Source organism: Streptomyces sp. HP-A2021 (assembly GCF_022807935.1).
In the GTDB taxonomy this organism is placed as follows: Bacteria; Actinomycetota; Actinomycetes; order Streptomycetales; family Streptomycetaceae; genus Streptomyces; species Streptomyces afghaniensis.
On sequence record NZ_CP094344.1, the window covers coordinates 7,893,739 to 7,905,923 of the forward strand.

Annotated in this window: 12 protein-coding genes; 6 read left to right on the forward strand and 6 right to left on the reverse strand. The window is 71.1% G+C overall.

From position 1 onward, the window contains the following. Positions 1-72 precede the first annotated feature (72 nt). Genes argC through MQE23_RS35690 form a run of 5 tightly spaced genes read left to right on the forward strand, consistent with a single transcriptional unit; the run spans position 73 to position 4,933 of the window. The gene (gene argC, locus MQE23_RS35670) at positions 73-1,101 is read left to right on the forward strand and encodes an N-acetyl-gamma-glutamyl-phosphate reductase (RefSeq protein WP_243381290.1); all 1,029 of its coding nucleotides are present in this window, start codon (positions 73-75) and stop codon (positions 1,099-1,101) included. Continuing rightward, positions 1,098-2,249, forward strand: a complete 1,152-nt coding sequence (argJ, locus tag MQE23_RS35675) for a bifunctional glutamate N-acetyltransferase/amino-acid acetyltransferase ArgJ (RefSeq protein WP_037668891.1) — start codon at positions 1,098-1,100, stop codon at positions 2,247-2,249. Before argC ends, argJ begins: the two co-directional genes overlap by 4 nt. Continuing rightward, entirely contained in the window at positions 2,246-3,169 is a 924-nt protein-coding gene (gene argB / locus MQE23_RS35680) for an acetylglutamate kinase (protein ID WP_020272325.1), read from the forward strand. The genes argJ and argB overlap by 4 nt, the downstream gene beginning before the upstream one ends. A gap of 8 nt (positions 3,170-3,177) precedes the next feature. Further along, positions 3,178-4,380 carry an acetylornithine transaminase gene (locus MQE23_RS35685; protein ID WP_037668913.1) on the forward strand — a complete coding sequence of 401 codons (1,203 nt, stop codon included), beginning with the start codon at positions 3,178-3,180 and terminating at the stop codon, positions 4,378-4,380. Between the two features lie 7 nt (positions 4,381-4,387). Beyond that, positions 4,388-4,933 carry an arginine repressor gene (locus tag MQE23_RS35690; protein ID WP_010045203.1) on the forward strand — a complete coding sequence of 182 codons (546 nt, stop codon included), beginning with the start codon at positions 4,388-4,390 and terminating at the stop codon, positions 4,931-4,933. 93 nt (positions 4,934-5,026) lie between these two features. Here the strand turns inward: MQE23_RS35690 and MQE23_RS35695 are convergent, their stop codons facing one another. From MQE23_RS35695 to MQE23_RS35720, 6 genes are all read right to left on the reverse strand, one after another. After that, positions 5,027-5,830: an FAD:protein FMN transferase gene (locus MQE23_RS35695; protein WP_243381292.1), complete on the reverse strand. Its 804-nt coding sequence runs from the start codon at positions 5,828-5,830 to the stop codon at positions 5,027-5,029. Continuing rightward, positions 5,823-6,878: an FMN-binding protein gene (locus tag MQE23_RS35700; RefSeq protein ID WP_243381293.1), complete on the reverse strand. Its 1,056-nt coding sequence runs from the start codon at positions 6,876-6,878 to the stop codon at positions 5,823-5,825. Before MQE23_RS35700 ends, MQE23_RS35695 begins: the two co-directional genes overlap by 8 nt. A gap of 40 nt (positions 6,879-6,918) precedes the next feature. Beyond that, entirely contained in the window at positions 6,919-8,301 is a 1,383-nt protein-coding gene (locus tag MQE23_RS35705; protein WP_020272322.1) for a ferredoxin reductase family protein, read from the reverse strand. A gap of 168 nt (positions 8,302-8,469) precedes the next feature. Beyond that, positions 8,470-9,168 carry a L,D-transpeptidase family protein gene (locus MQE23_RS35710; RefSeq protein ID WP_020272321.1) on the reverse strand — a complete coding sequence of 233 codons (699 nt, stop codon included), beginning with the start codon at positions 9,166-9,168 and terminating at the stop codon, positions 8,470-8,472. Between the two features lie 3 nt (positions 9,169-9,171). Then, positions 9,172-9,759 (reverse strand): pyridoxamine 5'-phosphate oxidase family protein, encoded by a 588-nt coding sequence (locus tag MQE23_RS35715; protein WP_020272320.1) that lies wholly within the window; start codon positions 9,757-9,759, stop codon positions 9,172-9,174. 117 nt (positions 9,760-9,876) lie between these two features. Continuing rightward, positions 9,877-10,761, reverse strand: coding sequence for a hypothetical protein (locus MQE23_RS35720; protein ID WP_243381295.1), 885 nt, complete (start codon positions 10,759-10,761; stop codon positions 9,877-9,879). Positions 10,762-10,979: 218 nt separating this feature from the next. Between MQE23_RS35720 and MQE23_RS35725 the strand changes: the two genes are divergently transcribed. Beyond that, positions 10,980-12,176, forward strand: a complete 1,197-nt coding sequence (locus MQE23_RS35725) for an argininosuccinate synthase (RefSeq protein WP_020269495.1) — start codon at positions 10,980-10,982, stop codon at positions 12,174-12,176. Positions 12,177-12,185 lie beyond the last annotated feature (9 nt).

Here is a 12,185-nt window from a genome sequence, read left to right on the forward strand (position 1 = left end):
CCGGGCATGGCGTGCGTGATTGCATAAAACTGCAGAGCAACGTATAGTCATGCCCTCTAAGGAGGAGGTTCCATGGCGGTACGTGCGGCAGTGGCCGGAGCGAGTGGATATGCGGGCGGGGAACTGCTGCGTCTGCTCCTGGCGCACCCCGAGGTCGAGATCGGCGCCCTGACCGGCAACTCCAACGCGGGGCAGAAACTCGGTGCGCTCCAGCCGCACCTGCTGCCCCTGGCCGGCCGAGTGCTCCAGGAGACCACGCCGGAGGTGCTCGACGGCCACGACGTCGTGTTTCTCGCGCTGCCCCACGGCCAGTCCGCCGCCGTGGCCGAGCGGCTCGGGCCGGACGTGCTGGTGATCGACATGGGCGCCGACTTCCGGCTCACGGACGCCGCCGCCTGGGAGCGGTTCTACGGCTCACCGCACGCCGGAACCTGGCCGTACGGCCTTCCCGAACTGCCGGGCGCCCGCGCCGCGCTGGAGGGGTCCAAGCGCGTCGCGGTGCCCGGCTGCTACCCCACGGCCGTCTCGCTGGCCCTCTTCCCGGCGTACGCCGCCGGACTCGCCGAGGCCGAGGCCGTGATCGTCGCAGCTTCCGGCACGTCCGGCGCGGGCAAGGCGCCCAAGCCGCACCTGCTGGGCAGCGAGGTCATGGGCTCGATGTCCCCGTACGGCGTCGGCGGCGGGCACCGGCACACCCCCGAGATCACCCAGAACCTCAGCGCGGCCGCCGGCGAGCCGGTCTCCGTCTCCTTCACGCCGACCCTCGCGCCGATGCCCCGCGGCATCCTCGCCACGTGCAGCGCGAAGGCGAAGGACGGCGTCACCGCCGAGTCCCTGCGCGCCGCCTACGAGAAGGCCTTCGCCGACGAGCCCTTCGTGCACCTGCTGCCCGAGGGCCAGTGGCCCGCCACGGCGTCCGTCTACGGTTCGAACGCCGTTCAGGTGCAGGTCGCGCACGACACGGCCGCCGGACGGATCATCGTGATCAGCGCCATCGACAACCTCACCAAGGGCACCGCCGGCGGTGCCGTCCAGAGCATGAACCTCGCCCTGGGGCTCGACGAGACCACCGGACTGACGACGATCGGAGTTGCGCCGTGAGTGTGACGGCAGCGAAGGGATTCACGGCGGCGGGCATCGCCGCCGGGATCAAGGAGAACGGCAACCCCGACCTGGCCCTCGTGGTCAACACCGGGCCCCGCCGCGCCGCCGCCGGCGTCTTCACCTCCAACCGCGTGAAGGCCGCCCCGGTGCTGTGGTCCGAGCAGGTCGTCAAGAGCGGCCAGGTGTCCGCCGTCGTCCTCAACTCCGGCGGCGCCAACGCCTGCACGGGCCCGAAGGGCTTCCAGGACGCGCACGCCACGGCCGAGAAGGTCGCCGAGGCCCTCGGGCGGGGCGCCATCGAGGTCGCCGTCTGCTCGACCGGCCTGATCGGCATCCTCCTGCCGATGGACAAGCTGCTCCCGGGCGTGGAGGAGGCAGCCGCGTCGCTGAGTGAGCACGGCGGTGAGAAGGCCGCGATCGCCATCAAGACCACCGACACGGTCCACAAGACGTCCGTCGTCACCAAGGACGGCTGGACCGTCGGCGGCATGGCCAAGGGCGCGGGCATGCTCGCCCCCGGCCTCGCCACCATGCTCGTCGTCCTCACCACGGACGCGGACCTGGACAATGACGTACTCGACAAGGCCCTGCGGGCGGCCACCCGGACGACCTTCGACCGGGTCGACTCCGACGGCTGCATGTCCACCAACGACACCGTGCTGCTGCTCGCCTCCGGCGCCGCCGGCGTCACCCCGGAGTACGACGAGTTCGCCGAGGCCGTCCGGCAGGTCTGCGACGACCTCGGTCAGCAGCTCATCCGGGACGCCGAGGGCGCCAGCAAGGACATCAAGGTCGAGGTGATCAACGCCGCGACCGAGGACGACGCCGTCGAGGTGGGCCGCTCCATCGCCCGCAACAACCTCCTCAAGTGCGCGATCCACGGCGAGGACCCCAACTGGGGCCGCGTCCTGTCCGCCATCGGCACGACGAAGGCCGCCTTCGAGCCGGACCGGCTCAACGTCGCCATCAACGGCGTCTGGGTGTGCAAGAACGGCGGTGTCGGCGAGGACCGCGACAAGGTCGACATGCGCTACCGCGAGGTGCACATCGTGGCCGACCTCGCCGCCGGGTCCGAGACCGCCACGATCTGGACCAACGACCTCACCGCGGACTACGTCCACGAGAACAGCGCGTACTCGTCATGAGCACCACCCGCAAACACACCGCCCTGCCCAAGGCCCAGATCCTCATCGAGGCGCTGCCCTGGCTGGTCCGGCACAACGGCAAGACGGTCGTCATCAAGTTCGGCGGCAACGCCATGATCGACGAGGACCTGAAGGCCGCCTTCGCCCAGGACGTCGTGTTCCTGCACCACGCCGGTCTCAAGCCCGTCGTCGTGCACGGCGGCGGCCCCCAGATCAGCGCCGCCCTCGACCAGCACGGCATCGTCAGCGAGTTCAAGGCGGGCCTCAGGGTGACCACCGAGGACGCCATGGACGTCGTACGGATGGTGCTGGCCGGCCAGGTGCAGCGCGAGCTGGTCGGGCTGCTCAACCAGCACGGTCCGCTCGCCGTCGGCCTGACCGGCGAGGACGCGCACACCATCACCGCCACCAAGCACCAGCCCGAGATCGACGGCGAACTCGTCGACATCGGGCGGGTCGGCGAGATCACCGCGATCGACACGGGCGCGATCGAGGCCCTGCTCGCCGACGGCCGCATCCCGGTCGTCTCCTCGATCGCCCGCTCCCAGGACGACGGACATGTCTACAACGTCAATGCTGATACGGCGGCTGCGGCACTCGCTGCTGCACTGGGCGCCGAAACCCTCATGGTCCTCACGGACGTCGAGGGACTCTACGAGGACTGGCCGAACAGCGACGAGGTGATCAGCCGTCTCACCGCCTCCGAGCTGGAGCGGCTGCTGCCCGAGCTGTCCTCCGGCATGGTGCCGAAGATGGAGGGCTGCCTGCACGCCGTACGCGGCGGCGTCACCACCGCCCGGGTCATCGACGGCCGGGTCCAGCACTCGATCCTGCTGGAGATCTTCACCGACGAGGGGATCGGCACGATGGTCGTGGCCGACGAGAAGCCCGAGGGACCGGGCGAACAGGGGGAGTCGTGAGCAACGTCGTGGGCAATCAGGAACTGACCGCGCGGTGGCAGAACGCGCTCATGAACAACTACGGCACCCCGAGGCTGCCGATCGTCCGCGGTGAGGGCACCAAGCTGTGGGACGCCGACGGCAAGGAGTACCTGGACTTCGTCGGCGGCATCGCGGTCAACGCGCTCGGCCACGCCCACCCGGTTGTCGTCGAGGCCGTGAGCCGGCAGATCGCCTCCCTCGGCCATGTCTCCAACCTGTTCGTCGCCGAGCCGCCGGTCGCGCTCGCCGAACGGCTGCTCCAGCTCTTCGGCCGCGACGGCAAGGTCTACTTCTGCAACTCCGGCGCCGAGGCCAACGAGGGCGCCTTCAAGATCGGCCGGCTCACCGGGCGGACCCACATGGTCGCGACCGAGGGCGGCTTCCACGGCCGCACCATGGGCGCCCTCGCACTCACCGGCCAGCCCGGCAAGCGGGAGCCCTTCCTGCCGCTGCCCGGCGACGTCACGCACGTCCCCTACGGCGACGCGCAGGCGCTGGCCGCCGCGGTGACGGACGAGACGGCCCTGGTCATCATCGAGCCGGTCCAGGGCGAGAACGGGGCCGTGGTCCCGCCCGCCGGCTACCTCAAGGCCGCCCGGGCCATCACCGCCTCCACCGGCGCGCTGCTCGTCCTCGACGAGGTGCAGACCGGCGTCGGCCGGACCGGGCACTGGTTCGAGTACCAGGCCCACGAGGGCGTGCTGCCCGACGTCGTCACCCTCGCCAAGGGCCTCGGTGGCGGGCTGCCGCTCGGCGCGACCGTCGCCTTCGGGCGCGCCGCCGAACTGCTCCAGCCCGGCCACCACGGCACGACCTTCGGCGGCAACCCCGTCGCCTGCGCCGCCGGGCTCGCCGTCCTCGACACCATCGAGAACGAGGGGTTGCTGCAGAACGTCAAGCGGCAGAGCGAGAAGTTGCGGGACGGGATCGAGGGCCTCGGTCACGAGTTGATCGATTTCGTCCGGGGCGCGGGTCTCCTCCTGGGTATCGTGCTCACCGAGCCGCTCGCGCCCCAGGTGCAGCAGGCGGCTCAGGACGCCGGCCTCCTGGTGAACGCGCCCGCTCCCGACGTCGTACGGCTCATGCCGCCGCTGAACATCGGTGACGACGAGGTGGACGCCTTCCTCCGGGCGCTGCCCGGCGTCCTCGACGCAGGCGCAGCCGACGGGGACGGACGATCCGGGGAATGAGACGACGATGAGCCAGGCGCAGGACCACGAGCAGCCGGGGGCGAACGGGCCCGCCGTGCCGCAGACCCGCACCGCACGCCACCGCCGGATCGTGGACATCCTCAACCGGCAGCCCGTGCGGTCGCAGAGCCAGCTGGCGAAGCTGCTCGCCGACGACGGGCTGAGCGTCACGCAGGCGACGCTCTCCCGGGACCTGGACGAGCTGAACGCGGTGAAGATCCGCAACACCGACGGCGACCTGATCTATGCGGTGCCGAGCGAGGGCGGTTTCCGCACGCCGCGCGCACCGCTGGGCGGGTCGGCGAAGGAGGAGCGGATGCGGCGGTTGTCGCAGGAGCTGCTGATCTCCGCGGAGGCTTCGGCGAACCTCGTGGTCCTGCGGACTCCTCCGGGGGCCGCGCAGTTCCTGGCGTCGGCGATCGACCAGGCCGAGCTGCACGACATCCTGGGGACGATCGCCGGTGACGACACGTTGCTGCTGATCAGCCGGAATCCTGACGGGGGGCAGGCGCTGGCCGACCATCTGCTGAGGCTGGCGCAGAACGGGCACTGAGCACGCCGTGGGGGTTGCCGTTGGTGGTTGTGTGCGGGTGTGCTGTGGTCGCGCAGTTCCCCGCGCCCCTGGGGCATCCGCCCCAGGTCCCACTCACCCCAGCCGCGCCGCCAACCCCCCGGTACAGCGCACCTCATCACCCGCGGTGATCAACAGCGCCTCGACCCCCGGCAGCGACTCCAGCCACGTCAAGCCCTCCCGCGACCCCATCGCGAACGCCGCCGTGGCCCAGCAGTCCGCCCACGTCAGCCGAGGCCCCACCACCGTGACGGCGACCAGGTCGGTCACGGCCGAACGGCCCGTGCGCGGGTCGACGATATGCGCGCCCCGCTCCGCGGTCCCGGACGTGGCCACGGCCAGTTCGTCCACCCCCGCCGCGGAGATCACCGCCGCGAGACCCCCCGGTCGCAGGGGATCCGAGACTCCGACGCGCCACGGCCGCTGCGCACCGGGAACACCGAGCAACTGCACATCGCCGCCGCCGTTGACGCTCACCCCACTCACCCCGGGCACCGCGGCCAACTGCCGTGCCGCCCGCTCGACCGCCCAGCCCTTCACGATGCCGGTCGGATCGAGGCGGCCCCCGTACGACGTGCTGAACCAGCCGTCGCTCAGCCGCTCCGCCTCGGCCGCCAGCTCCAGCACCTCGGCGACCTCGGGATCACACTCCTCGACCGTCCGCTCACCGCGTTGCAGCCGGGAGATCTGGCTGTCCTCGCGGTAGGTGCTGAACACCTCGTCGACCCGGTGCAGCCCGGCGACGGCTTCGTCCACCGCCGCGCGCACGGCGCCGGGATCCCCGCCGCGGACGTCGAAGGAGAAGACGGTCCCCATCGTCTCCTCCGCATGACGTACCGCGGCGGGAGCCTGTGCGGAGTCGGCCACCGTGTCAGCCACCGGCCTGGTCCAGCGCCGACTGGAGGGACTGCTTGTAGCCGGCACTGGTGTAGGTGGCTCCGGAGACGGCGTCGATCTGTGCGTTTCCGGCCGCGACGGCCGCCTGGTTGAGGCGGGGGACGGAGGAGGAGGTGATCTGGTCGCTGCGGCCGCCCTTGGGGGCCTGGACGGCTTCGGCCTTGGTGATCTTGCCGCCGGCGACGGTGATGCGGACCTGTACCGGGCCGTACTGGGTCTGCGCCACGCTGCCGGTGAGGGTCTGCGTCTGGGCCTGACCGCCCCCGGAGCCGGCGGCCTGGGACGAACCGCCCCCTGCCGGAGCCTTGTCCAGTGCGGACTGGAGGGACTTCTTGTAACCGGCGCTGGTGTAGGTGGCGCCCGAGACCGCGTCGATGTCCGCGCTCCCGGCCGCGACGGCCGCCTGGTTGAGGCGGGGGACGGAGGAGGAGGTGATCTGGTCGCTGCGGCCGCCCTTGGGGGCCTGGACGGCTTCGGCCTTGGTGATCTTGCCGCCGGCGACGGTGACGCGGACCTGCACCGGGCCGTACTGCGTCTGCGCCACATCGCCGGTCAGCGTCTGGGCGTTGCCCGAGCCCTGCGCGCCGCCGGCCGAGGCCTTGGCCTTGTCCAGCGCCGACTGGAGGGACTTCTTGTAGCCGGCGCTGGTGTACGTCGCCCCGGACACGGCGTCGATGTCCGCGCTCTGTGCGGCGACCACCGCCTGGTTGAGGCGGGGCACGGAGCTGGCGGTGATCTGGTCGCTGCGGCCGCCCTTGGGGGCCTGGACCGCCTCGGCCTGAGTGATCTTGCCGTTGCTCATGGTCAGGCGCACCTGCACCGCGCCGTACTGCGTCTGCGCCGCGTCACCGGTGACCGCGCCGTTCACGCCGCCCTGCGGGGCCTGCCCGGCCGCCGCGGGCGGCGCCTGCCCCGCCGCCTGGGCGGAGCCCGGGTCGGAGGCCGGCTTCAGTGACAGCAGCAGCACGATCCCGGAGACGGTGGCTGCGCCGGCGAGCACGGCACGCCGGACGGGGTGAGACTTCCTCATCGTTTCTCAAGCTCCTGAAGGGCCGTTGATGTCCCGTCGCTCACATCTCGAACGACTCGTGATGGATACGGCGGGCGGGGACTCCCGCGCCGCGCAGTGCCTCGTACACCGACTGCGCGAAGCCGGGCGGCCCGCACATGAAGACGTCGTGGTCGCCGATGTCCGGGATCTTCCGCCGGAGGGACTCCGCGGAGATGTCGGGGCGTTCCCCGTCGGGGCTGTTGACCGCGTACATCAGCCGCGCCCCGCGTTCGTCGGCGATCTTGGCGAGTTCGCCCCACAGGGCCAGGTCCTGGGTGCTGTTGGCCCGGTAGAGCAGCGTGATGTCGCCGGAGGCGCCGGGCAGCGTCTCGAACAGGGCCCGCATCGGGGTGATGCCGACACCGCCCGCGACCAGCAGCACCTTGCCGCGGCTGCGGCGTTGCGCGGTCATCGCGCCGTACGGGCCCTCCGCCCACACCTTGGTGCCGGGCTCGAGTTCGCGCAGCCGGGACGTGTGGTCACCGATCGCCTTGACGGTGATCCGCAGCATGTCCGGGCGGGGCGCCGCCGACAGGGAGTACGGGTGCGAACTGAAGCGCATGCCGGGCGCCTTGAACCGCCAGCGGAAGAACTGGCCCGCCTCCGCGCCCATCCGGTGCAGCTTGCGCCCGCCGATCAGCACGGACACGATCCCCGGGGTCTCCTCGATGACCGCCTCGACCCGCATCCGGTGCCGCAGGTTCAGCCGGATCGGGGTGAGGATCCGGTACCAGAGGACGAGCGCGGTCACCGCGCCGTACAGCCCGTACCAGAAGGTCTTCGCGGCGGGCTCGACGGCGAACTCGTTGCCGGTCGTGATCTGGTGCCAGAACGTCATGTACACCGACGCGTAGGTGAGCAGGTGCACGTGGTACCAGGTGTCGTACCCGATCAGACGGCGGACGCCGCCGATCGAGAGGATCCCGATGACGAACAGCAGGCCCGTGCCGATGGCGGCCTTGCCCATGTCCGGCAGCTGGTTGATGGAGTCGATCGTCTGCTGGACGATGTCGCCGAGCCCCTTGCCCGCCTGGAGGGCGTAGCCCCACATGGTGAGGAAGACGTGCGCGAGGACCAGGCAGAGCGTGTAGCGGCCGGTCATGGCGTGCCAGCGGGCGACCCGGTCGGTGCCCACTCGCCGCTCCAGCGCGGGCACCCGGGCCATCTGGAGCACCACCAGCGCCATGAGGTAGCCGGCGAGCAGGCCGGTGATCCGGCCCGCGGCCAGGATCTTGCTCGTGGTGTCCGCGAGGGACGGTGTGTTGTCCCACCACAGCCACAGCACGGCCGCCGCACCTGCCCACAGGGCGATCAGCAGCGGTACGGCCGGGGAGCGGCGCGGGCGGATGCGGCGCATCGTCTGGCGGCGGGCGGCACGGCCGCCTGCGAGCGTGGTGGTCACGGTTCCTCCGTGGGGACTTGACCCTTGGCCCACAGATACGTGCCGGGACACGGGAGTGTTCAGCCGCGTACCGAGTCGTGTGCGCACGGAGGTGACCAGCGGTAACCCGGACGGGCGCCAAGGCGGCCTCCCGGCTCCAGCAGCGGGCGCCGGAGCGGCGTCCCGGCTCTAGTAGCGCGTGACGGCGGTGGTCCCGCTCGCCGTCCCGACGGCGATGTGGGGGCGCTTCGCCGGGTCGGCCCAGCGGAGGAGCGTCCGCATGGCGCGCTTCGGCACGGACACGCACCCGGCCGTCGCCCCCCGCCCGTTGACATGCAGGAAGATGCCCGCGCCGCGCCCCCGCACCGGACGCTCGTAGTTGAAGCCGATGACGAGCGCGTGCGCGTACCGCTCGCCGTAGGTGATCAGGTGCTCGGACTCGGCGGCCCGGCAGTCGGCCGCGCGGGGCTCAGTCCAGCGGTTGTAGGAGCGGGAGCCGTTGTCCTGGCACCACCAGGAGTTCCGGTGCACCCGGCGGTACCTGTACGCCGTTCCGCGCGGCGCCGCCTTGATGCCGAAGGCGTACGGCAGCCCGTACAGACCCGTGGGCGTCGTGTTCGTCCCCTGGGTACGGGACGCGCCCTCGGCCAGCCCGTTCGCTCCGAACCGCGCGGGAGCGGAACCCGCCCTCACCCACCGCCCACCCCTGAGGTCCCACCAGGTGACCGTGCCCGTCGTCGAGGCCTTCCGCGGGGCGACCGCGGTGATCAGCTGGGTGCCGCCGCCGGTGTCCGTCATCCGGGCCGGCAGCGGGGACGAGGGGGCGGGCGGCCCGGCGCCGAGCACGACGAGGGAGGAGACGGCGAGGGCGACGGCACCGGGGCGCATGCCTCAGACGGTAGAGGGCGGCAGCGGCAACGGCAGCCCGGGTAGTCCGTCCAGGCTGGTCGCGATGTGCTCCTTCTTGGTGAAGTAGGCACTGAGCGAGGCGTCGTCCTCGCGGGCGAAACGCTTGCCGTGCAGGTCGCGTTCCGCCTCGTACGCCATGAAGGGCACGGCGTAGCCGCAGGTGTCGCGGACGAGTTCGGCCGTGACGACGATGATCGCGCGCAGCCCGTGCTGTGCCGGGTCGATGTCCGGAAAGTGGCCGAGCAGCTCTCCGAAACGGGGGTCGTCCCGGAAGACCGGCTCCCCGCGCCCGTGCACCCGGACGATGTTCGGCGGGCCCTGGAAGGCGCACCACATCAGGGTGATCCGCCCGTTCTCCCGCAGATGGGCGATGGTCTCGGCGTTGGAGCCGGCGAAGTCGAGGTAGGCGACGGTGTGGTCGTCGAGCACCACGAAGGAGCCCTTGAGTCCCTTGGGGGAGAGGTTGACCGTGCCGTCGGCGGACAGGGGAGCGGTGGCGGTGAAGAAGACCGGCTGCGCTTCGATGAACGAGCGGAGCCGGCCTTCTATGCGCTCATGTGTTTTTCCCATGCGACCGATTATGACGCAGGTCTTTCGACTGCCTAAAGGATGGCGTGTCCAAGGAATTGCCGCTCCCGTGGCCGCCCCGGCCGGCGCTCACGCGGGGCGGCCACAGTGCCTGTCACCTCACTTGGTGAGCGTGCAGGCGGCCAGGGAGTCCAGACCGGCCGGCTTCTCGGCCGTGCGGCCGATGGCCGTGGCGATGCGGTTGACGGTGGAGATCCGCTTGTCCTCCAGCGGGCCGAGGATGGCGTTCTGGACGAAGTTGGGCCCGCCCTGGCCGACAGTGTCGACGAGGCGCTTGTTGGCCTCCGCGACCTGCGTGTCCAGCAGCGCCAGGTTGCGGTCGACCTCGGCCTGGGCGGAAGCCGGGATCGCGGGCAGCTGGGAGGCGACGTCCGGGCAGCTGATCGTGCCGGCACCGGCGTTGCCCGCCTCGCCCGCACCCGCGTCCTCCCCGGCGCCCGCACCGGCCTCGGCACCCGCGCCGGCTTCGGCGCCCGCACCGGCCTCCTCACCGGCGCCCGCCTCGCCTCCCGCCGCCTCGCCCGCTCCGGCGCCGCCGTCGGCGTTGAGCTGGCAGGCGGCGAAGGCCTCCAGCCCCTCCGGCTTCTCGGCGGCACGCCCGATCGCGGTCTCGATGCGGTTCAGGGCGGCGACGCGCTTGTCCTCCAGCGGGCCGAGGATGGCGTTCTGGACGAAGTTGGGCCCGCCCTGGCCGACGGTGTCGACGAGACGCTTGTTGGCCTCCTCGATCTGGGTGGCCAGATCGCCGAGATTGCGGTCGACCTCCGCCTGCGCCGAGGCGGGGATGTCAGGCAGCTGGCCGGTGACGTCCGGGCACGTGATGGTGCCGGGACCCGCCAGCGTCCGGGCGTTCGTCCCGCCGCTCTCGGGCGTCTCCCCGGCGAGGGCGAAGCCGGCGATCACCGTGCCGGACAGTGCCACCGCGGCGGCGCCGCCGATGAAGCCGACGCGACGCTTGTTGTACTTCGGAAGAGCCCTGGACATGCGGATGCCTCACTAGGGGTCGGGGGATCGTCGGGTGTCGAAACGCGGCGCCTGCGTTCGGCGAGAGGTACGGGTAAGCGGTTTCGCGCGTTCAAAGGATCTTCGAAGTCGTTTCGGCATGGCCGGAATCAGGCCCTCGGTCCGAGACCGATTGACGAATCATGCAGAGCTCTGCATAATCATGCACGTCAGTATTCGCAGTATGAGGGGAAGAACCCGTGACCGAGCGCGTCGTACTCGCCTACTCCGGCGGTCTTGACACCTCCGTCGCCATCGGCTGGATCGCCGAGGAGACGGGCGCCGAGGTCATCGCGGTCGCGGTGGACGTCGGCCAGGGCGGCGAAGATCTGGACGTCATCCGCAAGCGCGCCCTCGCATGCGGCGCGGTGGAGGCCGAAGTGGCCGACGCCAGGGACGAGTTCGCCGAGGAGTACTGCCTCCCGGCGATCAAGGCCAACGCCCTCTACATGGACCGCTACCCGCTGGTCTCCGCCCTGTCCCGGCCGGCGATCGTCAAGCACCTCGTCGCCGCCGCCCGCAAGCACGGCGCCACGACCGTCGCCCACGGCTGCACCGGCAAGGGCAACGACCAGGTCCGCTTCGAGGCCGGCATCGCCGCCCTCGCCCCCGACCTGAAGTGCATCGCCCCGGTCCGTGACTACGCCATGACCCGCGACAAGGCCATCGCCTTCTGCGAGGACAAGGGCCTGCCGATCGCGACCACCAAGAAGTCGCCTTACTCCATCGACCAGAACGTCTTCGGCCGCGCCATCGAGACCGGCTTCCTCGAGGACATCTGGAACGCGCCGATCGAGGACATCTACGAGTACACCCAGAACCCGGCCCTCGCGCGCGAGGCCGACGAGGTGGTCATCACCTTCAAGGAGGGCGTGCCGGTCGCCCTCGACGGCAAGCCCGTCACCGTCCTCCAGGCCGTCCAGCAGCTCAACGAGCGCGCCGGAGCCCAGGGCATCGGCCGGATCGACATGGTCGAGGACCGGCTCGTCGGCATCAAGTCGCGCGAGGTCTACGAGGCTCCGGGCGCGATCGCCCTGATCACCGCCCACCAGGAGCTGGAGAACGTCACCGTCGAGCGCGAACTCGCCCGCTACAAGCGGGGCGTCGAGCAGCGCTGGAGCGAGCTGGTCTACGACGGCCTGTGGTTCTCCCCGCTCAAGCGCGCTCTCGACGGCTTCGTCAACGAGGCCAACCAGCATGTCACCGGCGACATCCGCATGACCCTGCACGGCGGCCGCGCGGTCGTCACCGGCCGACGCTCCGAGCAGTCGCTGTACGACTTCAACCTCGCCACCTACGACACGGGCGACACCTTCGACCAGTCCGCCGCCAAGGGATTCATCGACATCTACAGCCTGTCGTCGAAGATCGCGGCACAGCGTCAGCTGCGGGCGTAGCGCGACGGG

Excerpts from the sequence above, each read along its gene's own strand:
- argB (WP_020272325.1), top strand. The coding sequence starts at position 2,246 with ATGAGCACCACCCGCAAACACACCGCCCTGCCCAAGGCCCAGATCCTC.
- MQE23_RS35710 (WP_020272321.1), bottom strand. The coding sequence starts at position 9,168 with ATGCGCCCCGGTGCCGTCGCCCTCGCCGTCTCCTCCCTCGTCGTGCTC.
- argC (WP_243381290.1), top strand. The coding sequence starts at position 73 with ATGGCGGTACGTGCGGCAGTGGCCGGAGCGAGTGGATATGCGGGCGGG.
- MQE23_RS35700 (WP_243381293.1), bottom strand. The coding sequence starts at position 6,878 with ATGAGGAAGTCTCACCCCGTCCGGCGTGCCGTGCTCGCCGGCGCAGCC.
- MQE23_RS35715 (WP_020272320.1), bottom strand. The coding sequence starts at position 9,759 with ATGGGAAAAACACATGAGCGCATAGAAGGCCGGCTCCGCTCGTTCATC.
- MQE23_RS35690 (WP_010045203.1), top strand. The coding sequence starts at position 4,388 with ATGAGCCAGGCGCAGGACCACGAGCAGCCGGGGGCGAACGGGCCCGCC.
- MQE23_RS35720 (WP_243381295.1), bottom strand. The coding sequence starts at position 10,761 with ATGTCCAGGGCTCTTCCGAAGTACAACAAGCGTCGCGTCGGCTTCATC.